The sequence below is a fragment of the Gulosibacter chungangensis genome, from assembly GCF_008831155.1.
GTDB classification, from domain to species: domain Bacteria; phylum Actinomycetota; class Actinomycetes; order Actinomycetales; family Microbacteriaceae; genus Gulosibacter; species Gulosibacter chungangensis.
The window spans coordinates 66,174-91,375 of sequence record NZ_WBKB01000001.1; the positions used below are offsets into that span (position 1 = coordinate 66,174).

17 protein-coding genes are annotated in these 25,202 nt (G+C 62.3%); 13 read left to right on the top strand and 4 right to left on the bottom strand.

Annotated elements, in window-relative coordinates:
- Positions 1-134: 134 nt before the first annotated feature.
- From F8O05_RS00265 to F8O05_RS00290, 6 genes are all read left to right on the top strand, one after another.
- On the top strand, positions 135-1,739 hold the full coding sequence (locus F8O05_RS00265; RefSeq protein WP_158050753.1) for an acyl-CoA carboxylase subunit beta: 1,605 nt from the start codon (positions 135-137) through the stop codon (positions 1,737-1,739).
- Positions 1,739-2,017 (top strand): acyl-CoA carboxylase subunit epsilon, encoded by a 279-nt coding sequence (locus F8O05_RS00270; RefSeq protein ID WP_158050755.1) that lies wholly within the window; start codon positions 1,739-1,741, stop codon positions 2,015-2,017. Before F8O05_RS00265 ends, F8O05_RS00270 begins: the two co-directional genes overlap by 1 nt.
- A gap of 238 nt (positions 2,018-2,255) precedes the next feature.
- Positions 2,256-3,200, top strand: a complete 945-nt coding sequence (locus tag F8O05_RS00275; RefSeq protein ID WP_158050757.1) for an AraC-like ligand-binding domain-containing protein — start codon at positions 2,256-2,258, stop codon at positions 3,198-3,200.
- Positions 3,201-3,339: 139 nt separating this feature from the next.
- Positions 3,340-5,343, top strand: a complete 2,004-nt coding sequence (locus F8O05_RS00280; protein ID WP_158050759.1) for a primary-amine oxidase — start codon at positions 3,340-3,342, stop codon at positions 5,341-5,343.
- A gap of 243 nt (positions 5,344-5,586) precedes the next feature.
- Complete coding sequence (locus F8O05_RS00285; RefSeq protein ID WP_158050761.1) at positions 5,587-7,077, top strand: APC family permease; 1,491 nt, start codon at positions 5,587-5,589, stop codon at positions 7,075-7,077.
- Positions 7,078-7,311: 234 nt separating this feature from the next.
- Positions 7,312-7,746 (top strand): hypothetical protein, encoded by a 435-nt coding sequence (locus tag F8O05_RS00290; RefSeq protein WP_158050763.1) that lies wholly within the window; start codon positions 7,312-7,314, stop codon positions 7,744-7,746.
- 230 nt (positions 7,747-7,976) lie between these two features.
- On the opposite strand, the gene F8O05_RS00295 is transcribed toward F8O05_RS00290, so the two are convergent.
- The gene (locus F8O05_RS00295) at positions 7,977-9,251 is read right to left on the bottom strand and encodes a class I SAM-dependent RNA methyltransferase (protein WP_158050765.1); all 1,275 of its coding nucleotides are present in this window, start codon (positions 9,249-9,251) and stop codon (positions 7,977-7,979) included.
- 290 nt (positions 9,252-9,541) lie between these two features.
- Here F8O05_RS00295 and F8O05_RS00300 point away from each other — a divergent pair, with 290 nt between their 5' ends.
- The 3 genes from F8O05_RS00300 to F8O05_RS00310 all read left to right on the top strand — a co-directional run bounded on the left by F8O05_RS00300 (position 9,542) and on the right by F8O05_RS00310 (position 13,177).
- Positions 9,542-10,957, top strand: a complete 1,416-nt coding sequence (locus tag F8O05_RS00300) for a DHA2 family efflux MFS transporter permease subunit (RefSeq protein ID WP_158051307.1) — start codon at positions 9,542-9,544, stop codon at positions 10,955-10,957.
- 189 nt (positions 10,958-11,146) lie between these two features.
- Entirely contained in the window at positions 11,147-12,451 is a 1,305-nt protein-coding gene (locus F8O05_RS00305; protein WP_158050767.1) for a M23 family metallopeptidase, read from the top strand.
- A 51-nt stretch (positions 12,452-12,502) separates the two neighbouring features.
- Positions 12,503-13,177, top strand: coding sequence for a Maf family protein (locus F8O05_RS00310; protein ID WP_158050769.1), 675 nt, complete (start codon positions 12,503-12,505; stop codon positions 13,175-13,177).
- A 32-nt stretch (positions 13,178-13,209) separates the two neighbouring features.
- Here F8O05_RS00310 and F8O05_RS00315 read toward each other — a convergent pair whose 3' ends face one another.
- Positions 13,210-15,330: an ABC transporter ATP-binding protein gene (locus F8O05_RS00315; protein WP_158050771.1), complete on the bottom strand. Its 2,121-nt coding sequence runs from the start codon at positions 15,328-15,330 to the stop codon at positions 13,210-13,212.
- On the bottom strand, positions 15,327-17,060 hold the full coding sequence (locus F8O05_RS00320) for an ABC transporter ATP-binding protein (RefSeq protein WP_158050773.1): 1,734 nt from the start codon (positions 17,058-17,060) through the stop codon (positions 15,327-15,329). The genes F8O05_RS00315 and F8O05_RS00320 overlap by 4 nt, the downstream gene beginning before the upstream one ends.
- A 256-nt stretch (positions 17,061-17,316) precedes the next feature.
- Between F8O05_RS00320 and F8O05_RS00325 the strand changes: the two genes are divergently transcribed.
- Complete coding sequence (locus tag F8O05_RS00325) at positions 17,317-19,098, top strand: acetyl/propionyl/methylcrotonyl-CoA carboxylase subunit alpha (RefSeq protein ID WP_158050775.1); 1,782 nt, start codon at positions 17,317-17,319, stop codon at positions 19,096-19,098.
- 493 nt (positions 19,099-19,591) lie between these two features.
- A complete protein-coding gene (locus F8O05_RS00330; protein ID WP_158050777.1) occupies positions 19,592-20,605 on the top strand; it encodes a hypothetical protein in 1,014 nt (337 codons plus the stop codon).
- 541 nt (positions 20,606-21,146) lie between these two features.
- On the opposite strand, the gene F8O05_RS00335 is transcribed toward F8O05_RS00330, so the two are convergent.
- Positions 21,147-22,580, bottom strand: a complete 1,434-nt coding sequence (locus tag F8O05_RS00335; protein ID WP_158050779.1) for an NAD(P)H-quinone dehydrogenase — start codon at positions 22,578-22,580, stop codon at positions 21,147-21,149.
- Positions 22,581-22,628: 48 nt separating this feature from the next.
- Here F8O05_RS00335 and F8O05_RS00340 point away from each other — a divergent pair, with 48 nt between their 5' ends.
- Entirely contained in the window at positions 22,629-23,474 is an 846-nt protein-coding gene (locus F8O05_RS00340; RefSeq protein ID WP_158050781.1) for a purine-nucleoside phosphorylase, read from the top strand.
- Positions 23,471-25,201 carry a phospho-sugar mutase gene (locus tag F8O05_RS00345; protein WP_158050782.1) on the top strand — a complete coding sequence of 577 codons (1,731 nt, stop codon included), beginning with the start codon at positions 23,471-23,473 and terminating at the stop codon, positions 25,199-25,201. Before F8O05_RS00340 ends, F8O05_RS00345 begins: the two co-directional genes overlap by 4 nt.
- Position 25,202: the final 1 nt, after the last annotated feature.

Sequence of the window (25,202 nt, forward strand, 5' to 3'; positions counted from 1 at the left end):
TCGAGTTCTACGGTATCCGTTCACGGCCCCGGGTTCACTCGGCGGGCAGATTTGGAGATTCTCACAATCCTGCGCCGGGATCATTCGCGGTTTCGTCCACATTTACCGCGGGCCGCGCGTATAGGCTGGGGAGGATGAACGACAACGCTGCTGCGAGTGACCAGCCAGATCTCACGACTGCTGGCCGCATCCAAGATCTCAAGCGCCGCTATGCGGAGGCCGTAACCGACGCGGAAGAACGCGCCGCCACGAAACAACACGCGAAGGGCAAGAACACCGCCCGGGAGCGCATTCAGGGCCTGGTTGACCCGGGTTCCTTTGTGGAGATGGACGAGTTTGTCCGCCACCGCACGACCGCCTTCGGGATGGACAAGACCCGCCCCTACGGTGACTCGGTGGTGATCGGCACCGGCACGATTCACGGCCGCAACGTCGCCGTGTACTCGCAGAATTTCACCGTCTTTGGTGGTTCGCTCGGCGAGGTTGCCGGCGAGAAGATCGTCAAGATCATGGAGTACGCGCTCAAGGCGGGCGTGCCGATCATTGGCATTCTCGACTCGGGTGGGGCGCGCATCCAGGAGGGTGTGATCGCGCTCGGGAAGTACGGCGAAATCTTTAAGCTCAACACGATGGCTTCGGGCGTGATCCCGCAGATTTCCATCATCATGGGGCCCGCCGCCGGCGGTGCCGTGTACTCCCCTGCCCTCACCGACGCGGTGATCATGGTCGACAAGACCAGCCACATGTTCGTCACCGGCCCGGATGTCATCAAGACCGTCACCGGTGAAGATGTCGGCATGGAGGAGCTCGGTGGTGCACTCTCGCACAACCGCCAGTCGGGCGTGTCGCACTATCTCGCGGCGGACGAAGAGGATGCGCTCGACTTTGCGCGGAACCTCATCAGCTACCTGCCGGACAATAACCTCGCCGATCTCCCCCGCTATGACGCGGAGATCAACTACGAGATCACCGACCGCGACCGCCTGCTGAACGAGATCATCCCGGACTCGCCGACCCAGCCCTACGACGTGCTCAAGGTGATTGAGACGATCGTGGACGATGGCGAGTTCCTCGAGTTCCAGGCGCTGTTTGCCCCGAACGTCGTGGTTGGTTTCGCGCGCATCGACGGTTCCCCCATCGGCATCATCGCGAATCAGCCGAACCAGATGGCCGGCACGCTGAACATCGACGCCGGTGAGAAGGCGGCCCGCTTCCTGCGGATGTGCGACTCCTTCTCGATTCCGATTCTTACTTTGGTGGATGTGCCGGGTTACCTGCCGGGTACCGACCAGGAGTGGTCGGGTGTGATCCGTCGCGGTGCGAAACTGCTTTACGCCTACGCTGAGGCGACGGTGCCGCTGGTGACCGTGATCCTGCGCAAGGCATACGGTGGTGCGTACATCGTGATGGGCTCGAAGCAGCTCGGTGCCGACTACAACGTGGCCTGGCCGACCGCGGAAATTGCCGTGATGGGTGGCCAGGGTGCGGTGAACATCCTCTACCGTCGCGATATTGCGGCGGCAGCGGAGAACGGTGAGGACCCGGCGGCGCTCGGCAAGAAGCTTGCCGATGAGTACACCTACAACGTTGCTTCCCCGTATCTTGCCGCGGAGCGCGGTGAGCTCGACTCGATTATTGAGCCGGCGGCGACCCGCGTGGTTGTGACGAAGGCGCTGCGTTCGCTGGCGTCCAAGCGCGCGTCGATTCCGCCCAAGAAGCACGGGAACATTCCGCTCTAATGGCTATCGAACCTCGCGGCGGGCAGCCCCGCATCAATATCCCCGACCTCGACATCACCGACTCTCTCGAGCCGGGCGATGCCGCGCTCGTACGCGGTAACCCCACCGAAGAGGAACTCGGTGCGGTTGCCGCGACCCTCGCGGTGCTCTTCGAGGAGGGCGTCTCGGCCGACCGGCCGCGCGATATGCGCGAGAAGCTCTCGCCGTGGGCGCGCTCGCAGCGCTTCCTGCAGGGCGGGATGCGCTCCGGCGACCCCCTCTTCGGCCGCTACCGGTAGCGCGCGCCCCACCCCCTCCGCAAACTCGTCACTGGATGCTGTTTTTCCCACCTAAAACAGCATCCACCGACGAATTACCGAAGCACCTCCCGCAGACTCGTCACTCGATGCTTGTGCCATATACACAGCTTGCTCAGTTGGGGCGTATCTAATAGCATCCGAAACAAGTTGAAATAACAGACCGAACGTTCAGGCCGCATGCTCAATGACGATCTTGCCGGCCATCGAGGTGATTCGAATGCAGTCCCAGTCAGCTCACGCCAAGGGAGTAGTGCGCACCGAGAATCTTGACGCCTACCGCACGGCCGTAAATTCTTCGTTTGTCCCGCTGCAAGTGGATGCGAGTGAAAATCGTCCTTTCAGTGCAACACTCTCTGCCGCTGCGGCCGGTGGTGTCGTATTCACCCAAATCGATTCTGCATCCCAGCAGGTGCAACGGACCCCGGAGTCGATCAAACACGGCGGCAGCGGGTTCTACAAGGTAAGTTTGCTGCTCTCCGGCTCAAGCATCCTCGTGCAAGACGGCCGCGAAGTTCTCATGCAGCCGGGCGATCTGACCTACTACGACACCTCCCGACCGTACTCGCTGCTGTTCGACGACAAATTCAGCAATCTCATCATGATGCTCCCGAAGGACCGTCTTGATTTCTTTCCGATTGTCGCGGATACCCTTACGGCGGTATCGCTCAACAAACAGCACGAACTCGCAAAGACAGTCGTCTCCCTCATCACGCAGGCCCACGCTCAGTTTCCTACCCTCAATTCGACCACCCGCACGAAGCTCGCGAACACGAGCGTAGAGCTGTTCAATACGATGCTCTCGGCGATCTTCGACGTCGAAGCGGAACCGCACAACCCGCAGGTCCTGCTGCTACAAGAGATTTATGCCTATATAAACGCACATTTGGGTTCGACAGCGCTCTCACCGCGCACGATCGCCGAAGCACACTACATGTCAGTCAGGCGACTGCATACGCTCTTTGCAGAACTCGACACCACCGTGTCAACAGTAATTCGGCAACGGCGCCTCGAGCAGGCTCGGGCTGATTTAGCGGATCCCGCAACGACAAACCACACCATTGCCGCGATTGCCGCGAAGTGGGGATTTGTCGACGCTGCCCACTTCAGTCGGGTCTTCAAGCAAACATATGGAGTCACGCCCAGAGAATTCCGTTCCCGCTGAACCGCACCGTCGCCGATGCGCCGTTGCGTGCCCAACATTTGCCCACCAGCGCATGAATCCGCACCGACCCATCCCTGCCAGCTCGTGGCTCGAGAGACTGAGCATACAACGGCGTAACTCTCGCGAAATGAGGAATCCGATGACGCATTCTCCTGACACAACGCATACGCACGGCAAGCGCGTGAGCACCCCGCTCGAGGCCGTGCATCCACTCGACCCGCTGAACGCAAATGAGATCACCACGGTTCGTGAGGTGCTCGACGAGGCCGGCCTCATGACCGAACACGTTCGCATGGCGCTGCTGCTGCCCGTCGAACCAAAGAAGACGACGCTTGCGAAGTGGAAGCCCGGGAAATCCTTCGATCGTTCGGCGGTGGCAACACTGTTGGACCGTTCCGATGCAACACAAACCGAAGTTGTGGTTTCGATAACGAAAAAGAAGGTCCTTAAAAAGACCGTGTTACCGAATACCCCTGAGCGCGGCCAGGCCCCAATCACGATGGAAGAGTTTTTCGAGGTCGGCGATATCGTCCGAGCCAACCCGGAGTGGCAAGCCTCGATGAAACGGCGCGGACTCGAGCAGTACATGGAGACGGCGTTCTGCTCGCCGCTCGCGCCCGGGTACTTCGCGGAAGAAACTGAAGACGAGGGTCGACGATATTTCCGCTCGTTGACCTATCTCGTGCCGAATGAGGGTGACAGCCCCTGGGCGCATCCGGTCGAGGGCCTGATCGTGAAGGTCGATATGACCGAGCGAAAAGTCTTCGAGGTCTATGACGATCCGGATGCGGCAGCCACGCCAATGGCGCACGGCAACTACTCGCTCGAAGCGCAGGGACCGGTCCGCACGAGCCTCAAGCCAATTGACATCACGATGCCGGAAGGCCCGAGTTTCTCGGTGAACGGCAATGAAGTACAGTGGGAGAATTGGAAGCTGCACGTGGGGTTCAACGCGCGTGAGGGTCTGGTGCTCAGTAATATTTCGTGGCGCGACGGCGACGAAGACCGCCCTGTCATCACCCGCGCCAGCGTCCCCGAAATGGTGGTGCCCTATGGGGATGTGGATGAGACCCGGTACTGGGTTAGTTACTTCGACGCGGGTGAATACCTGCTCGGTCGCCTCGCGAATCCGCTCTCGCTCGGTTGCGATTGCCTCGGCGTGATCCACTATTTCGACGGCTTCGTGAATGATGACCTTGGCAACCCGATCAAAGTCGACCAGGTCATCTGCATGCACGAGGAAGACTATGGAATCCAGTGGAAGCACACTGATCTCGAAGACCATCCGGACACCCGTCGCAGTCGTCGCCTCGTCATCAGTTTCTTCTCAACCATCGGTAACTACGACTACGGATTCTTTTGGTATTTCTACCTTGACGGGTCCATCCAGGTCGAGGCCAAAGCCACCGGTGTCGTATTTGCCGGTGCGGGCATCCCCGGGGAACCGAACGCTCATAACACCGAAATGGCGCCGGGACTCTTCGCACCGATACACCAACACATCTTCTCGGCACGCCTCGATGTCGCGATCGATGGTGAAGACAACACCCTGCACGAGGTTGAGGCGGTGGGGATTCCCACTGGCCCGCTCAACCCGCGAGGGAACGCCTTCACTTGGTCGAATAGGCAGCTTAAGAGTGAGCTCGATGCCCAGCGTTTGGCGAATGGTCTCACCGGTCGGGTGTGGGAGGTGCGTAGCGCTCACCGTAAGAACTACACCGGGGAGCCCACTGCCTATTGGCTCATTCCCGAGGGTAAGCCGGTGCTGATGGCGCAGCCGGATTCTTCCGTCTACGCGCGCGCAAACTTCGCGACCAAACACCTGTGGGGTACGCAATTCGGCGAGAATGAGGTGTACCCGGCGGGCATGTACCCGAGCCAGAGCTCGGGCTGGCAAGGACTCCCCACGTGGACCAAGGACGATCGCAGCCTCGACGGTGAAGATATTGTCCTCTGGCACCAGTTCGGGCCGACGCACATTGTGCGTACCGAGGATTGGCCGGTCATGCCGGTCGATTATTCCGGCTTCTGGTTTAAGCCGCACGGCTTCCTCGACCAGAACCCGGCGATGAATCTGCCTGAGGATGCTCGCTCGAAGGGCGAAGCGGGGCACGGGGGTGAAGGCGGCAGCTGTCACTGCTGAGCGCATCCCTCGTGACTCGCTGAGCAGGATAATTCCCGAACGCGCTGACCGCAGTCAGTGCGTTCGGGAATTTGCGTTTCCCGGGGCGCGGTCTGCATAGGAAGACGCGTGCTGTTGTCTCAAAGCGCCAACACTATTCCAAGAATGCAGGTTTTGGTGCTCCCGCCGACCACCACGATCAGAGTGTGCTTGACTTCCGGCAACTCAATGGACTTGAGGAACCCTCCAACGAAGGAGACTTCCATGGCAGAAGCAAATACCGATCTCGCCCGAAATAAACTCGGCGTCGGTTCAATCGTATTTCTCGTCCTGGCCGCGGTCGCACCCGTCACGGTGTTGATCGTCGTTCTCCCCCTCGCGGCCGCACTGGGCAATGGTGGTGGCCTGCCAATTTCGATCCTGCTCGTCGCTGCTGCGCTCCTCCTTTTTGCGGTTGGCTATGCCCAAATCACAAAAACAATGACCAATGCCGGTGGCTTCTACGCGATCGCAGTGAAAGGCCTCGGTAAGACCGCAGGGCTCATTACCGGCATCATCGCGACGATCGGATACAACGCGTTCGTCGCGGGTGCACTTGGCACGATCGGTTTCTTCGCCGGCATGGTCGTGGCTCCCGAACTATTCGGCATCGAACTCGACTGGTTCTGGACCGGGCTGGTGCTGTTCCTCATCGTGTTCTTGCTTGCACGCTCAGGTATTCACGTCAGCGCAATCGTGCTGGGGGTCGCGCTCGTGCTTGAAATATTGCTCGTGTTCGCGTTCGGCTTCGCGGTGCTCTTCACGACGGGCTTTGATGCAGCGATCTTCACTCCCGGCGTGATTACCGGCGGTTCGCTGTGGATCGGCCTGCTGCTGGCGGCGACCGCGTTCATCGGTTTCGAAGCGACCGCGCTGTTCGGCGAAGAGGCGAAGGACCCTCGCCGAACGATCCCCCGCGCTACCTACACCGCCATTATTGTGATCGGCCTCATGCACGCCTTTGCCGCTTGGGCCATGGTGAGTGCCATCGGTCTCGCGCAGACGCAGGATGTGGCGCTCGAGCATCTGGATGCGGGTGACCTAACGCTGATGCTCATCGGTGAGTATCTCGGCCCATTCGGCGTGATTATCGCGCTGATTCTCGTGGTGGTCAGCCTCTTTGCGGCTCAGCTCGCGTTCCACAACTCGGCGGGACGCTATCTCTTCTCGCTCGGGCGCGCACGAGTGTTGCCGCACTGGCTGGCGAAAACCAACTCAAAGGGATCCCCCGAACGTGCGCTGTTCGTAAACCTCGCCTTCGCAATTATCATCGCGGCAATCTTCCGATTCACGTTCCCCGACCAGCCGTCCATCCTCACGCTCGTACCCGTCGGACTCGGCTTCGCGACCCTGGCGATTATGATCGTGCAGGCGATTGCGGCGCTGTCAGTTGTTGCGTACTTCCGGAAGCAGCGTGACTCGCGATGGTGGGCGACCTTCATCGCACCAGGCCTCGGCTTCCTTGCGCTGGCCACTTTCAGCGTCATGGCGATCATCCACTTCCCCACCGTCGCCGGATCTGAAGAACCCTACGTCGTGGTGCTGCCTTGGATTCTCGTGGCTGCGGTGATCGGTGGCATCCTGTTTGGCGCCTACCTCAAGTCAAGAAGACCGCAGGTCTACTCGGCACTGTCTGATGATCTCGAGAACTTTGACGCGGAACTCGCCGAGGCCACCGCCGAAAAGCGGCGTCAACGTCCCGAAGGGGAGCGTTGAGGGATGCTGGGCGCGACCATTGACGGACACACCTTGCTCTCGGATTTCGACGACACCGGCAAGTCATCGTTCCCGGCATAAGAGTTCGAGTGGGGCATTCGTGAGTTGGCGGCTGACTTGGTGTTCTTAGCAATCACTTCTGTTGCATTCGCAGTTGCGGGAATTTTTGCATGCACTGGCCCTGCAAAACGCGATCATTTCGGGGCATTCGCGATGCTGGTCATGGCATTAGCGATGACCGACACAATGCTCTTGGGCGACCGCATTATGTCTTGGATGCTCTGGTTCCTCGTTCTGGCCGGTGGGGGTCTGGCCATGCCGATTATTTATCGTCGAGACGAACTCATGCCGGAACGCGCGTTTCACTTCGGCGGCATGGCATTACTTTCCGCGGCAATGGGGAATATACCGGGGCACGGGGTAGCTCAGGAGCCGCAAGAACGAATTACCAGTGCGGTAGCCGCCGTCCAGCACCACAGCCACGCGGGTGCTTCCTCGGGCATAGATTTCCTCCCCGGAATCTCGCTGCTTGTCTCAGTCGTGTACTTTGCTTCGGTCGCTGTGGGCCTTGCCAAGCACTCCGCGAAATACCCATTCGAGCGAATCACTTCCGTCGGTTCGCTCCTGGCCATGGCACTCATGGTCGTGGTGCCGCATCCCGTGCCCTAACTCGTCGTGCCCCAACTCGTCACTCGATGCTGTTTTCTCCGGCGCAGAGAGCATCCATCGACGAGCTAGCAAGGCGATGCCCACTGGCTCGTCACTCGATGCTCCAATCACCGCCGCCCACAGCATCCATCGACGAACTACCGAAGCACCACCCACAAACCCGTCACTCAATGCTGTTTCCGCTGGTCCGCACAGCATCTAGCGACGAGTTAGCGGGATGCATCCGCGGGTTAAGCGCGCAAGAAGGTCGCGACCGCTTCGACGTGGTGCGTGTTTGGGAAGAGGTCGTAGGAGCGCAGGCGCGTGAGCTCGTAGCCGCGCTCGCGCAGGAGCCCGGTGTCGCGGCCGAGCGCGACCGGATCGCAGGCCACGTAAATAATCTGCTGCGGCCCAAGCACAACGAGCGGCTCAATCACATCGGCCCGCGCACCGGAGCGCGGTGGGTCGAGCACCACAGTGCCCGCCCGGGATGCCGCGAGCGCATCCGCCCCGCCCTCGAGCACACCCTGCAGGTAGCGATCAACGCGCCCGGTCTTTGCGGTTGCGCCCGACCATTCGGAGAGGTTCCGCAGCGCGAGTTCCGTGGCAACCGCAGCGGCCTCGACCGACTCGACCCGAGCATCCGCCCCCGCGAGCTCGGCGACCGCGGCGGCAAGCAAGCCGACGCCACCGAAGAGGTCATAGTGCTGCGCCTCGGCATCGAAGTGTTCCGGATCGATCGCCTCGCGCACCGCCTCGTAGAGCGTCGCCGCGGCAAGCCGGTGCACCTGCCAAAATCCGTCCTCAGAAACCGTGAACTCCCGCTCCCCTACCCGTTCTGTCAGCAGTTCCGGCTTCCGGGTGGATGTGCCTTTCACCCGGGCGCGCATCCGCACTTCCGAGTCGGCCGGCGCGACGAAATCAATACGGCCGGGGCCGCGGTGGCCCTTAGCGATAATCTGCTGGGCAAGTTCGTCGATATCTGCGTATGCGAGCGGCAGGCTCCCTACCCGAACCACGTCATGCGAGCGCGCGGCGAAGGGCCCGACCCGGCCCGCTTCATCCACGTGCAGTGTGACGCGGGTGCGCCAGCCACAGCCGCGCGTCGCGTCATCGTCCCCGAGGCCCACAACCTCGAAGTCCGGTTCGACGCCGCCAAAGCGAGAAAGTGCATCCGCCAATACCCGACGCTTCAGCTCACGGCCGAAGGCGACCGAGGTGTGCCCGAACTCGGCACCGCCCGGGCGTTCAGCGGGGTCACGCGAAACATCGGCTTCGGCCCAGACGTGCTCGAGTCGCTCGGGCGAAGCCTCGAGCACCTGCAGAGTTTCGGCGCGGGCGTGGCGCTTTTTGATCTCGGTGACCTGGGCGCGCACCCGCTCGCCGGGCAGCGCATCCGATACAAACACCACCCGGCCGCTGGAGTGGCGGGCAACGAAAATACCGCCGTGGGCAACCTCGCCCACGGTCAACTCAACAATGTCGCCCTCGGCAAGTTCCGGGCTGGATGCATTTGATTCAGTCACAGGCACCAGCCTAGTTGGCGGTGCAGCGGACGGTATCGCTTGCTATAGTCAGACTCGCCGAAAACCATGAGGTGATCCTGCTGGTACGTTTGGGTCTTCGGGGCTCGCGCCCACTACATGGCGAGGAAAGTCCTGCGCCACGGCAGTCAATTCGCAACCACTAAGGTTGGGCTGACTGCCGCGCGCCCGTGTTCTGGCTCGCTCAGTCTCCCCGACTGTGAAAGAGCAGCACCGTGAACCAATCTGAATCCGCCAATCCGCAGTTCCGCCCCTGGGCCGCGCTGTGGACGATGGTGCTGGGTTTCTTCATGATCCTGGTGGATACGACGATCGTGTCCGTCGCGAATCCGACGATCATGGCGGAGCTCGAAACGTCGATGACCGCCACGCTGTGGGCCACGAGTGCGTTCCTGCTCGCCTACGCCGTGCCGCTGCTGATTACCGGACGACTCGGCGACCGCTTCGGGCCGCGTCGGCTTTACGTCTCAGGGCTCGTCACCTTCACCCTCGCTTCGCTGCTCTGCGGTCTGTCCCCGAATATCGAAGTGCTGATCGCCGCCCGCGTTGTGCAAGGGCTCGGCGCTTCCATGATGACCCCGCAGACTATGGCGGTCATCACCCGCATCTTCGAACCCGAAGAGCGCGGTTCCGCGATGGCGGTGTGGGGCGTGACCGCGGGAGTCGCCACACTCTTCGGACCGATACTCGGCGGCTTCCTCCTCGACGGGCTCGGCTGGGAATGGATCTTCTTTATCAACGTCCCGGTCGGGATCATCGCAATCATCCTCGCGATGCGGTACATCCCGAAACTTTCCACCAGCCCGCACCGCTTCGACTGGCTCGGCGTGGCGCTCAGCGCCGTCGGGATGTTCCTGGTGGTCTTTGCGATTCAAGAGGGTGAAACCTTCAACTGGGGCACCATCTGGGGGCCGATCACCGTCTGGCTGCTGATCGTGGTGGGTGCGGTGTTCCTGGTGCTTTTCGTGATCTGGCAACACTTCCAACGCGGCGAACCGCTCATCCCCCTGCGCATTTTCAAGGATCGGAATTTTTCGGTCGGCACCGTCGCCATCATCACCGTCGGGTTCTCGATGACGAGCCAGTCACTGCCCCTGATGTTCTACCTGCAGCTGGTGCAGGGGCTCACCCCAACCCAGTCCGCGCTGATGATGGCGCCAATGGCGATACTGTCCATCGCGCTGGCACGCCCAGTCGGCAAACTCATCGACAGCAGCGATCCGCGCCGTCTGCCAATCATTGGCCTCGCCACCGTGGCCGGAAGCCTCCTGCTGTATTCCTTCATGGCCGTGCCGGAGATCTCGATCTGGTGGCTGCTGCTGCCGAGCGCGGTCTCGGGCTTTGGCCAGGCGTTCATGTGGGGTCCACTCGCGACCTTGACCACCTTCAGCCTGGAGCGGTCGCTCGCCGGCGCCGGATCGGGCGTCTACAACACCAGCCGTCAGGTCGGCGCGGTGCTCGGCTCCTCGGCCATGGCCGCGCTGATGGCCACTCGCCTGAGCGCGCAGTTCGGTGAGTCGGCCGCGGACATCGATCGCTATTCCTCGGGCGCAGCCGAACAGCTACCGGAGGCGCTGCAGGCGGGATTTGCGGCCGCGATGGGACAGTCCTTCCTAATGCCCGCAATCGCGCTCGGGGTGGGTGCGATTGTTGCGTTTCTCTTCATGCGAAGGGCCACGACTCCCTAGGTCCAGGCCGCAAAGCTGCGGTCATTTTGCGTTCAGGTTCACGAACCCGCGCAGTATCTGCGCGGATCTGGCCGTCGACGGGGTTAGAGTGTGCCCGTCCTCGTCTTGCTCCACACTCGAGGCTGCCGGAATGGAAAGGTGAGACTCTTGCCACACGCCCCTCATGCATCCCGCTTAAGGTGGCGACGGATGCTCATACCCGCCGTCACCGTACTGGTCACCTTAGGCCTCGTGAACGGGCCTGGGTTCACTGCCCTCGCGAAAGATCTCGACGAATACGCGACCTGGGATGACGTGGTCGCAGCACAGGGCGATGTGGATGCGCAAAACGCGCTGATCGATGAAATCAACGCGCAGATTGACCAGCTCAATAGCGATGTCGCGGAAGCGGAGATCCTCGCCCAGCAGGCGGGTGACCGGTATAACGACGCCGAACAGGCCGCGACCGCGCAAAGCGAAGTGGTCTACGGCCTGCAGGTGCAAGTCGATGAGGCCGAGGAACTTGCGACCGAAGCGGAGACCACCGCGGGCGAGATCGTGGCCGCGATGAACGGCCGCGTCACCCTCGACCCCACCATCGCGCTGCTCATGAGCCCCGGCGATGCCGACGACTTCCTGATGGGAATGTCCACCCTCTCGAGCCTCGGGATGACCAATGGGATGCAGTACGAGGAAGCAACCGCCGCCCGAAATAACGCCAACCAGCTGCAAGAACAGGCCGATACTGCGCTCGAGGAGCTCGAAACGCTCGAAGCCGAAGCGCAGGCAGAATACGACAGCGCCGTAGCCGCGCAGCTCGACCTGCAAGAAAAGCGCGATGCGGCCGTGAATGAGGGCGCCGAACTTGAGGCCATGCTCATCCCGCTGCAGGAGCACCGCGATGTCGTGCAGGCCGACTACGAAGTGGGCGAACAGCTGCGCGAGGAAGAACGGCAACGCCAAGAGCAGGAGCGGGCCGAGGCGGCAGCGGCCGCCGCAGCAGCCGCGCAGGGCAGCACCTCCGATGTCAGCGCGGTCGATCCCAGCGGCAGCTCCGCAAGCAGCAGCGGCGCGACTGCGGCCAGCGGCTACGCCTACCCCATCGCGACCAATGCCTACGTGACTTCCCTGTATGGCATGCGTCTGCATCCGATCTACAACTATTGGCGCTTGCACGCCGGCACCGACCTGGTGGTCCCCAGCGGTACCTGCTGGACTCCGCTCTACGCCGTCACCTCCGGCACCGTCACCTATGCCGGTTGGATGGACGGCTGGGGTTATATCGTCATGTTCCGGGCCGGTGATGGCACGGTATTCCGGTATCCGCATATCTCCGAGGGCGGGATCAACGTGTACCCCGGTCAGCAGGTATCTGCCGGCCAAACCATCGCCTACGCCGGCACCACCGGGCCTTCCACCGGTTGTCACCTGCACTTCCAGGTGGAAATCAACGGCAGCCCGGTAGACTCCGACGCCTGGCTGATCAACCACGGGCTCTGGTTCTCGGGGCTATAAGCGTCGCAGGTCAATCCCAGCACCCATCCCCGCGCCCGTACGCTAGAGCCCATGCGTCTTATCCTCGCCTCGACCTCGCCCGCCCGCCTCGCCGTCTTGCAAAACGCAGGCATCGAACCGCTCGTTCGCCCCTCGGCGGTCGATGAGGATGCGGTGCTCGCGGCGAATGGTCCGCTCTCGCCCGCGCAGACGGTACTGACGCTCGCTCGCGCGAAGGCGCTCGCGGTCGCCGATGGCGATGAGCGGGATGCGCTTAACGGCTTGGTGCTCGGGGGCGATTCCATGTTCGAGATTGATGGCGAGATTTATGGCAAACCGGGTTCGCCGGAGGTTGCTCGCGAGCGCTGGGAGATGCAGCGCGGCCGCACCGGGACCCTGTGGTCGGGACACTGGCTCGTGGACCGCATAAAGGGCGCGAGCAGCGAGGGCGTCGGTGAGGACGGCGGCGAGGGTATCGGTGAGGGTGTCGGCGCCGTGAAGTCCGCCGAAGTGACCTTCGTGGACGACCTCAGCGACACCGAAATCGACGCCTATATTGCTTCCGGTGAGCCACTCTGGGTTGCGGGTGCTTTCACAATCGACTCGCTCGGCGGCGCGTTCATTGAGCGCATCTCGGGCGACCCGTCGACCGTGATCGGCATCTCGCTGCCCGTCGTACGCGATCTCACGAAACAGCTTGGCTATGACTGGCCGAGCCTATGGAATCGGCCTGGGGCCGCATCCTGAATCTTGCCCGCTTTCTTCCCTAGGAGCAGGGGTTAGGCGTCCGGGTTCACCGTCGGGATCGGTCCAGTCGTCGGTGGCGTCGCGCCGGGCGCAGTCGGCAGGCTGCCGGTCGAAACGCCGCCCGTCGCAGTCGACACGACACCCGTGAGCGCCTGCTCTTCCGCATCCAGATCAACCGCCGCGCCCGAGAACTGCGACTGGTAGAGCCGCCAATACGCGCCCTGGGCCTCGAGCAGCGACTCATGATCACCCTTTTCAACGATCCGGCCGTTCTCCATCACAAGAATCAAATCGGCGTCGCGGATCGTTGAGAGGCGGTGGGCGATCACGAAGCTCGTGCGGCCCTCACGCAGCGCGTTCATCGCGTGCTGCAGAAGCAGCTCGGTGCGGGTGTCGACCGAGCTCGTGGCCTCGTCGAGGATGAGCACGGCCGGATCGGCGACGAAGGCGCGCGCGATCGTGATCAGCTGCTTCTCACCGGCAGAGACATTGGATGCTTCCTCGTCGAGCACCGTGTCGTAGCCATCCGGCAGGGCCCGCACGAAACGATCCACGAAGGTGGCCTCGGCCGCGGCCATAACCTGCGCATCCGTCGCCTCTTGGTGGCCGTAGCGGATGTTTTCCATGATCGAGCCCTGGAAGAGCCACGGATCCTGCAGCACCATGCCGGTGCGCGCGCGAACATCGTGACGACGGAGCTCGCCGGTGACCTGACCGTCGAGTTCGATTGCGCCGCCGTCGAGTTCGTAGAAGCGCATGATGAGGTTCACGAGCGTGGTCTTACCGGCGCCGGTCGGGCCAACAATCGCGACGGTCTGACCGGGCTCCACCGCGAAGTTGAGGTCCTGGATGAGCTCGCGCTCGGGGTCGTAGGAGAACTCGACGTCCTTGAACTCGATCCGGCCGGGACCGGGCTCGAGCGGCGGCGCATCCGCAGTGTCTGGCTCTTCTTCTTCGGCGTCGAGCAGTTCGAAGACGCGCTCTGCCGAGGCCGTTGCCGACTGCACGGTGGTCGCCATGCCGCCGAGCTGGGCCAGCGGCTGCGTGAACTGCTGCGAGTACTGAATGAAGGCCTGCACGTCGCCGAGGCGAATCTGGCCGCTCGCGACCTGCAGGCCGCCGAGCACCGCGATGCCAACGTAGGCGAGGTTCCCGGCGAACATCATCAGCGGCATCATCATGCCGCTGAGGAACTGCGCCCGGAAGGAGGCTTCAAAGAGGTCGTCGTTTTCCTTCGCGAACTGCGCGCGAATGTCGTCCTCGCGACCGTAGACGCGCACCAGCGCGTGCCCGGCGAAGGACTCCTCCACCCGGCTGTTCAGTCGCCCGGTGGACTTCCACTGCTGCGCGAAATTCTTCTGCGAGCGCGGCCCGATCACCGCGAAAATGCCACCGGTGATCGGCAGCACAACGAGCGCCACGAGCGCCAGCTGCCAGGAGATCGAGAACATCATCACCAACACACCGATCACCGTGAGCACCGAGGTGATCGCGTAGATCAGCGACTGCTGCAGGGCGTTGGTGATGTTGTCGATGTCGTTGGTGACGCGGCTGAGCAGTTCACCGCGCTTCACCCGGTCGAAATAGCTCAGCGGCAGCCGGTGAATTTTCTCTTCCACGCTTCGGCGCAGCGCAAACATGGCCTTCACCACGACCCCGTTTAAGAGGTAGCCGGATGCCCAGTCAAAGATATTCGCGAGCGCGTAGACCCCGAGCGTGAGCAGCAGCATTTGCGAGAGGGCATAGAAGTCCACGCCCTGACCGGGCACGAAGTTCTGCATCGCTTCGACCATCGAGGCGAATTCATCCTCGCCCGCGGCTCGCAGTCCGTCGGCCACTTCCTGCTGCGAAACACCCGCTGGCATCTGCGAGGCGATGGCGCCCTCAAAGACGATATTCGTCGCCTCACCGAGCAGCTTCGGCGCGGTGACAGTCAGGGCAACCCAAATAATGCCGAGCAGGGTTGCGATCCCAAAGACCCATGCCCAGGGCCTCAGTAAGCCGATCAGCCGTTTGAAGCTCGGCCAAAAGTGTTCTGCCGGACGCGTATCGGCCCCGCCTTCATGAAAGCCGCCGGAGTTCGCGGCCGCGGCAATCGCCTGCTCATCAAACTCGTCCTCGACGGCAGCTTGTACGGGCTTCTTCTCGCTCATCGCTGTTCCTCCGCCGAAAGCTGCGACTCAACAATTTCTTGATAGGTGGTACTCGTCGTGAGGAGCTCCTCGTGGGTACCCGTCCCGACGATGCGCCCGTTGTCGAGCACGATGATCCGGTCGGCGTCGATAATCGTCGATACCCGCTGGGCAACCACGAGCTTGGTCACCTCGGGAAGCTCCCGCCACAGTGCGGCCCGCAGCCGTGCATCCGTGGTGAGGTCAAGCGCCGAGAAGGAGTCGTCGAACACCAACAGTTTGGGTTGGTGAATCACCGCCCGAGCAATCGACAGTCGCTGGCGCTGGCCACCCGAGACGTTCGTGCCGCCCTGGGCAATTTTCGCCTCGAGCCCACCCGGCATCTCACGCACGAAATCCGCCGCCTGCGCGATTTCGAGCGCGTGCCACATCTCCGCTTCGCTGGCATCCTCACGACCAAATTCGAGGTTGGACGCGACGGTTCCGGAAAAGAGGAAGGGCCGCTGTGGCACCAGGCCGATGGAATCCCAGAGCACCTTGGCATCCGCATCCTTCACCGGCACACCGCCGACCCGCACCTGCCCCGAGGTGGCGTCGAACAACCGCGGCACAAGGTTCACGAGGGTGGTCTTACCCGCCCCGGTCGAACCGATCACGGCAACCGTTTGGCCGGGTTCCGCGCGGAAACTGATGTCCTCAAGCACCGGTTTCTCGGCGCCCGGATAGGTGAACCCGACCCGGTCAAATTCGAGCAGGCCAGGTGCCGGCTGCTTGGCCACGCCGTTCTCCGCGAGCTTCAACGAGCTATCGGTCGCGAGCACCTCACCGATGCGCTCTGCACAGACCGCGGCGCGCGGAATCATCATTGTCAGGAAGCTGACCATGATCACGCCCATGAGGATCTGCATCACATACGCGATATAGGCGAAGAGTGAGCCGATCTCAACGGTGCCGCGGTCAACATCCATGCCACCGAACCAGATCACCGCAACGATCGCGAGGTTCATCACCATGGATGCGCCGGGGAAGACAATGATGAAGAGGTTACCGACGCGGCGCCCGGTGTCCATGATCTTGTCGTTGGCGTCACGGAAACGGTCGCGTTCAATGTTTTCGCGCACGAAGGCACGCACCACGCGGATGCCGGTGAGCTGTTCGCGCAGGATGCGGTTGATGTTGTCGAGTCGTTCCTGATAGGCGCTGAAGAGCGGCACCATGCGCCACACAATGAAGCCCACAAACAGCAGCAGAATCGGGGCCGCGACCGCGATGATCCAGCTGAGCCCGACATCCTCTCGCAGCGCCATAATCACGCCACCGATCGCGAGCATTGGCGCGGAGACCATCATCGTGCAGGTCATGAAGATCAGCATCTGCACCTGCTGGACGTCATTGGTGTTGCGGGTAATCAGCGAGCCCGCACCGAACTGGCTCACCTCCCGCTCCGAAAAGGCGCCCACCCGGTCGAAGACATCGCGGCGAATCAGCTGCCCCGCGCGCATCGAGGCGCGCGCACCGCACCAAATCGCGATGATATTCGCGGCCACCTGCAGGAACGCGACCAGCAACATGAAGGAGCCGACCCGCCAGATATAGCCCACGTCACCCTGCGCGACACCGTTATTGATAATGTCTGCGTTGAGCGTCGGCAGGTAGAGCGCACCCAAGGCCTGGAGCATCTGGAAGACCAGCACTCCCACCACAAAGGGCAAGCTCGGGCGCAGATACTGCACCAGTAATTTCCAGAGCATGAGCGATTCCTTCGACGATTCTTTGCGAGCATTCATTTTCGAGCAACGTTCTATCCTCGCAGATTGACGTTGCCTCCGCCTCACGAGCAGATGTACGGTTGCTGGCCGAATACTATGGGCCGCCAACGACACGGCAACTTTGCCTTATGCCACCGACACAAATGCACGGCACAGGAGGAATCCACAGTCGTGGACGGTCGAAGATTGTGGAGAGTTGCCAAGCCCGAGCATCCAATCCGCCCTAGGCTAGGGAATTATGCCTCGCATTGAAAAGCTGTTAATCGCCAACCGTGGCGAAATTGCCGTCCGCATTATCCGAGCCGCACGCGATGCAGGGATCCCCTCGGTCGCCGTGTACGCAGATCAGGATCGCGACGCTCCCCACGCCCGCCTGGCTGATGAGGCGTATGCGCTGCGCGGCACTTCGAGTGCCGAAACCTACCTCGTGATCGAGAAGCTCCTCTCGGTCGCCCGCCGCTCCGGAGCCAACGCCATCCACCCCGGCTACGGCTTCCTCGCCGAAAACTCTGACTTTGCCCGCGCCGTGCAGGATGCCGGGCTCATCTGGATCGGCCCCTCCCCCGAAGCCATCGACGCACTCGGCGACAAGGTCACCGCGCGCCACGTGGCTGAGAAAGTTGGCGCCCCGCTTGCCCCCGGCACCCTCGAGCCCGTCTCGGGCGCGGCCGAGGTGCTCGAATTCACCGCAGAACACGGTTACCCGGTTGCGATCAAGGCTGCCTACGGTGGCGGCGGCCGCGGCCTGAAGGTCGTGCGCGAAGAAGCCGAAGTGGCGGATGCATTCGAATCGGCTACTCGAGAGGCCGTCGCCGCATTCGGTCGCGGCGAGTGCTTCGTCGAGAAATTCCTCGACAAGCCGCGCCACGTGGAAACCCAATGCCTGGCGGATGCGCACGGCAATGTCGTGGTGGTCTCCACCCGCGACTGCTCGCTGCAGCGCCGCAACCAGAAGCTTGTCGAAGAGGCCCCGGCCCCGTTCCTCACCGACGCCCAAGTCGATGAAATGTACCGCGCATCCAAGGCCATTCTGAAAGAGGTTGGCTACGTCGGCGCCGGAACCTGCGAGTTCCTCATCGCGAATGACGGGACCGTCGCTTTCCTCGAGGTGAACACGCGACTGCAGGTTGAGCACCCGGTTTCGGAGCAGATTACCGGCATCGACCTCGTGCGTGAGCAGTTCCGCATCGCTGAAGGGGATGCACTCGGTTACGAGGATCCCAAGGCAGAGGGCCACTCCTTCGAGTTCCGCATCAACGGTGAGGACCCGGGCCGCGGCTTCCTGCCCGCCCCAGGCAAGATCACTGCTTTTGAGACACCAACCGGCCCGGGCATCCGCATCGACTCGGGTGTGCGCCAAGGCGACACGGTTTCGGGAGCCTTCGACTCGATGCTCGCGAAGCTCATCGTCACCGGCGCAACCCGCGAGGAAGCCCTCGCGCGTTCACGCCGTGCCCTCGAAGAGTTCGAGATCGCCGGTATGCCAACCGTAATCCCCTTCCACCGCGATGTCGTGAACCAGCCCGCGTTCACGGCCGAAGACGGAAACTTTGGCGTCTTCACCCGCTGGATTGAAACCGACTACGAGAACACCCTCGAGCCGTGGGATGGCGAAGCAGGCTCGGTCGAGCACCCCGGATCTCGCCGCGAGGTCGTCGTTGAAGTCAACGACAAGCGCATCGAAGTGTCGCTGCCCGAACGTCTCGTGATCTCCGCCGGTCTCGAACACGGTGGGGTTGGCCGCAATATGGCGGGTCACGCACCGCGCCGCCGTACCGTCGGATCCGTCGCCACCGAATCGGGCGACTCGGTGAAGGCGCCGATGCAGGCCACCATCGTGAAGTTCGCCGTCGAAGAGGGCCAGAAGGTCGTCAAGGGCGACCTCGTGTGCGTCCTCGAAGCGATGAAGATGGAACAGCCCATCTCCGCGCACCGCGACGGCATCGTCAAGAGCCTCAGCGGCACCCCCGGCGAGACGATCTCCTCCGGCACCCAGCTGCTCGAAATCGTCGACGCGTAGTTCCTTTGACTTCATTGTGGCCTGGTCGCGAACGTAAAGTTCACGCCCAGGCCACAACTGCATCTACTCGGTGCAAACTCACGCCATCCCAGTGCACTCTTATCGCCAGTTTGCGTTCAACTCTGCACTGCGCTCACGTCCGCACATCGTCCGACGCCGCGCTGCGACCTGCCCGGCGCTATGACCCGCTGCGCGCAACGCATCCATTGCCGTTATCTCTAGTGCTTGCCGAAATACCGCCCCCATTTACAACTAATGGCAATGGCTCTGTTCGCAACTATTGCCATTAGCGCCAACCATGGCCTCTGTAACGACCCGGGGTGCAGATAATTGCATTGGGCCCTTGCAGCGCTATCGCCATTACGTATAAGAGTGCTGTTCTACCGGCAGGTAAACGTGCCAAATTATCCACAGTGCGGCTCGGTTTTCGAATCATCCACAGTCGCGAAGCCTCTCTCGCCCTGCGACAATGAGTGTCGGTTGTACTGGCCTCGTGAAAATTCTCTTTGCTCAAGAAGTGACGGCCAGGCCCACTCCAGTGCCACCATTGCACGTCACTGCCAAGAAAAATGGTTGGCTGCGAATCTACCGGGGCGCGTATCTAGACCCGCGGGGACAAGATCTCGACAAGGTGGCCAAGACATCTATGCATGCAGCCAAAGTGATCGCGTTGGCAGCATCAACTCCTGTGGCCGTCATCAGCGGGCTCAGTGCTGCAGTCATGCACGATCTACCGCTCCTACAAAGACGAATTCCCGATCGAGTCCAGGTGTCTCGCAGTTCGAAGTCGGCACCAGGAAAATGGGTTACAACCCGAGAATCAAAGTTGAGTGACGAGGAAATCGCGGAAGTTTCGGGAGTTCGCTGCACGAGCATCCTTCGCACTATTCGCGATCTCGTCGATCAAGTTGAATTAGACGAACTCCTGGCGCTGGCCGACGCCGCGAAGGCACGCGGAGTCGATCTCACGCCGTTACAGAGCATCCGTCGTCACGGCCGATATTTTCGTTGGTTGGTCCAACACGCATCCGACCGATCCGAGAGCTTCGCAGAATCCAGAAGCCGTTTCTTGCTCCTACAAGCGGGCATGGAACTGCCGATCCTGCAGCCGTCACTGTATTCCGCGCAAGGTCTCTTCTTAGGACGGGGTGATTTTGCGACGAAAAGCGGCCTGGTCGGGGAGTTCGATGGCAAATTGAAGTACGAACAATTCCTCCGCCCTGGAGAAACGCTCGCGGATGCGGTGATGAAGGAAAAGCGTCGGGAGAACTCGATCCGTGATGCGGGATTTGAGGTTTTTCGCTGGGACTGGCAGCTCCTGAATACGCCAAAGGTATTCATTGAGAGGTGGAAAAGCGCGCTTTCGCGTGCCGCATTGCTCCCACCTCCAAGTGGAAGTATTCGGATAGAACAGCTGCGTCCTCCGACCGTCACCCTCTGGGAGGACGTTTTCACCTGGACAAACCCGAGCGAGACTCCGGATCTAGCTGTCACAGCTCGTAGTTGAACGAACACTGCGTCATTGCGTCATTGCGTCAACAGGCCAGTAAGAAGCAACAACGTGACCCTGTTCGTTCCGCAACCATTGCCAATAACCGCAAGCCGGGTCGGTAGGCCAGCAATATTTGCAGATAGCGGCAATGGGTCGTGCCGCAGCCATTGCCAATAGCTGTAAGCCGGGTCGACACAACAGCAATGCATACGGACAACGGCAATGGTTCACCCAGCTACAACGAAGCGCTCAGCCACAAAGGCTCGCGCCGTATCCATTGCCGCTAACCGCAAGTCCGGTCGCTGGGCCAGCAGTACTTACAGGTAACGGCAATGGGTCGCGCCGCAACCATTGCCGCTATCCGCACGCCGGGTGGGTATAACGGCAATGCTTACAGTTAACGGCAATGGATGGCGCAACAGCAGCAGGTAGCGCTGTAGCCATTGCCGCTAGCTGCACGCCAGGTCGGTACAACGGCAATACAAACAGCTAACGGCAATGGGAAGCGCAACAGCGGCGTCGCGAGCGGGCGGCAGCGGCGACGGCGCGCGCGGCGCTACTCGATGCGGCGGTGCATGGCGCGGGCGGCGTCGACCATGGAGCCCGATAGCGAGGGGTAGACCGCCCAGGAGTCGGCGATTTCGTCGACGGTGAGGCGCTGTTCGATCGCAATCGAGAGCGCGAGCAGTAGCTCCGAGGCACGCGGCGCCACGATCACGCCGCCGATGATGGTGCCGAGGTTATTGCCTGCGATGAGTTTCACGAAACCATCGCGGAATCCCTGCATCTTCGCGCGGGGGTTCCCGGCGAGGTCGAGCTTGTACACGCGGCCGCTACGGATCTGCTCCCGCACATCCTTTTCTTGCCAGCCCACGGTGGCAATCTCGGGGTACGTGAAGACGTTCGAAGCGACATTGCGGCGGCTAATCGGATGCACCTGGTCACCCAGCGCGTGGAATACGGCGGTGCGCCCCTGGGTCGAGGCGACCGAGGCCAGCGGCAGGAAGTCCGAGCAGTCACCGGCCGCGTACACGTTCGGCAAAGAGGTGCGAGCGACCCGGTTGACCACGATGTGGCCGGAGTCGGTGGTCTTCACGCCAATCTTCTCCAGGCCCAGGTCAGCGGTGTTCGGAATCGACCCGACCGCCATCAGGCAGTGAGTACCGCGCACTTCGGTGCCGTCCGAGAGGGTCGCGACAACCTCATCCCCCTCGCGCACGACCGATTCGGCGCGGGTCTGCGAGAGCACGTTCATGCCGTTACGCATGAACACCTCTTCGATCACATCGGCAGCGTCGGTGTCCTCGCCCGGCAGCACGCGATCACGCGAAGAAATCAGCGTCACCTCCACACCGAGTGCGTTATACGCCGAAGCAAACTCGGCACCGGTGACACCTGAACCGACCACGATGAGGTGCTGCGGAAGGCTCTCGAGATCGTAGAGCTGCTTCCAGGTGAGGATGCGTTCCCCATCGGGCTTCGCCGAGTCAAGCTCCCGAGGGCTCGCCCCGACCGAGATCACGAGCGAGTCGTACTCCACCCGGTCAAACTCTTCGCCCGCGGTACCCGCGGTGATCGCAACCTCGCCGTCGGCCACGATGCGACCGTGGCCTTCGATGATGCGCACCCCAGCATCCTTCAGCTGACGACGAATATCGTCCGACTGGTTCTGCGCGAGGCGCAGCAGACGCTGGTTGAGCTTCCCAAGGTTGACGGCAATTTCCGGACGGCGCGGCTTTTCGTTGTCGTCGCGAACGAAAAACTGGATGCCGAGCTCGTCGGCATCTTGAATCGACACGGCAGCTTCGGCGGAGGCAATGAGCGCCTTCGAAGGGACGACGTCGGTGAGCACCGCGGAACCGCCGATTCCGGTCCGCTCAATGAGGGTCACGTCAGCGCCAAGTTGAGCGCCGGCAATTGCGGATTCGTATCCGCCGGGTCCGCCACCGATCACGACGATGCGGTGTTTGTCCGAGTTTTGTGCAGCCATGCCCTCAATCTTGCCACGCTCTGAGGAACCCTCCCCTACGCTGGCAACATGTCACAAACGCATCCGACTGATTCTGTGCATCCGCTCGACAATCCGGGCGTCGATCCGCGGGCCATCGCCGCTGAGGCCGCCGCGGTGATCGCCGATAAGACCGGCGTGGCACAGCACGATATTGCGCTCACGCTCGGCTCCGGATGGGGACAGGCAGCGAGTTCGATTGGGGAGCTCATTGCGGAGTTTCCCGCTTCCGAGGTGCCGGGCTTTTCGAAGCCCGCGTTGGAAGGCCACACCGGCACGATCAAGTCGATCAAGCTTCCTTCGGGCCGGCACGCGCTCATCATCGGTGCCCGCACGCACTTCTATGAGGGCCACGGCGTACGTCGCGTCGTCCATTCGGTACGCACCGCTGCGGCTACCGGCGCAAAAATCATGGTGCTCACCAACGGCGCCGGTGGCCTCAACCCCGCTTGGCAGCCGGGCACCCCGGTGCTGATCCGCGATCACATCAACTTGACCGCAGCATCCCCCCTCGAGGGCGCGACCTTCGTTGATCTCACCGACCTGTACTCGCAGCGGCTGCGCGACGTGGTGCAGGGCCTTGAGCCGCTCGACGAGGGTGTGTATGTCCAGTTCCGCGGGCCGCACTACGAGACTCCGGCGGAAGTGAAGATGGCCGGCATCATCGGCGGGGATATCGTTGGGATGTCGACCGCACTGGAGGCGATCGCAGCTCGCGAGGCGGGGATGGAGATCCTCGGGCTATCGCTCATCACGAACCCGGCGGCTGGCATCTCCCCGACTCCGCTCAATCACGAAGAAGTCATTGCTGCTGGCAAGGCTGCCGAGACTCGGCTTGCGGCGCTGCTCGCTCGCATCGTCAAGGAGATCGCATGACCCTGCCACTGATTCGAGAATCGCAGGTCGCTTTGCAGCACGCGGCCAAGCATTGGCTTGAGCAGGATCCGGACCCGGCAACCCGCGCCGAGTTGGAATCTTTGCTCGCTCAGGCGGGCGACGTGAACGAGCCCCATCAGGAAATTCAGGATGCGGACGATTCGCCGCGTGCGCAGGCCTGGCGGGAGATTCGTGACCGATTCGGCACGCGGCTGCAGTTCGGTACGGCCGGTCTTCGCGGTCGGCAAGAAGCGGGCCCGAACCGGATGAACCGGGTTACGGTCGCGCAGGCAGCTCGCGGGCTTGCCGACTATTTGATCGCTCGTGAGGATGCGCCGAGCATCGTGATCGGCTACGACGCGCGAATCAATTCGGATATTTATGCACGGGACACCGCCGAACTCATGCAGGCGGCAGGGGTCAACGCCACTATCTTGCCGCGGCCGCTACCGACCCCGGTGCTCGCCTTCGCGGTGCGCCATCTCGATGCTTCGGCGGGTGTGATGGTCACCGCTTCGCACAATCCCAAGTGGGATAACGGCTACAAGGTTTACCTCGGCAAGCAGGATCAGGGTTCGCAAATCGTGCCTCCCGCGGACCGGGAGATCGCCACCGCCATCGAGGCTGTCGCGAAGCACCAGCGCGTGCCCGATCTGCCTCGATCGCATGACTATCAGACCGCATCCGAGTCGCTCATCGACTCCTATGTCACCGAGACCGCCGCGCTCTTCAACGCGCCCGTGACGCCGCTCAAGGTCGCATACACTCCCCTCCACGGCGTGGGACGCGATACCTTCCACCGCGTCTTGGAAACCGCGGGCATCCCGCTCCCCCAGATCGTCCCCGAGCAGGCCGATCCGGACGGAACCTTCCCCACCGTTGAGTTCCCGAACCCCGAGGAACCGGGAGCGCTCGACCTCGCCTACGCAACCGGGGATGCATCCGACGCCGACCTCATCCTCGCGCACGACCCCGACGCCGACCGGCTCGCGGTCGCGGTACCTGCCGAAGGCGGCTGGCGCCTGTTCGGTGGGAACGAGATCGGGCGGATGCTCGGCTGGCGAGCAGCGAAGGCTGCGGCAGCTGCGGGGCAGCTCGAGGGCACACTCGCGACCTCGCTCGTGTCATCCCCCGCGCTCTCGAAGGTCGCCGCGCACTACGGGCTCGGCTACGCGGAAACCCAGACCGGCTTCAAGTGGATCTCCCGCGCCGAGGGCATCATTTACGGCTACGAAGAGGCGCTCGGCTACCTCGTGAACCCCGAGACCGTGCGCGACAAGGATGGCGTCTCGGCGGCGCTCGCGATTCTTGAACTCGCGATGCTTGAGGCCGCTGAAGGCCGTACGCTTGCCGATCTCGACAATGAATTCACGGTGCAGTTTGGGGCGTTCGAGTCGCGCCAGGTCGCGCTGCGCTACGACTCGGTGCAGGTGCTGCCGAAGGTGATGGATGCGCTGCGCGCCGAGTTCCCGGCCACGGTCGGCGAGGTCGCAGTGTCCGCCGTCTACGACTTCGAGACCGCCCCGCAACCGGCGAACATCCTTCGCGTTGAACTCGCCGACGAGACGCGCATCATGATCCGTCCATCCGGTACCGAACCGAAGATCAAGGTGTACATCGATGCGAATAGCACCGAGGGCACGGTTTCGGAGCGCAAGGTTTCGGCGGCAAGTCGGGCGGATGCGGCGGCTACCGCGATGCGCGCCCTCCTCACCCCGACGGAGTGAC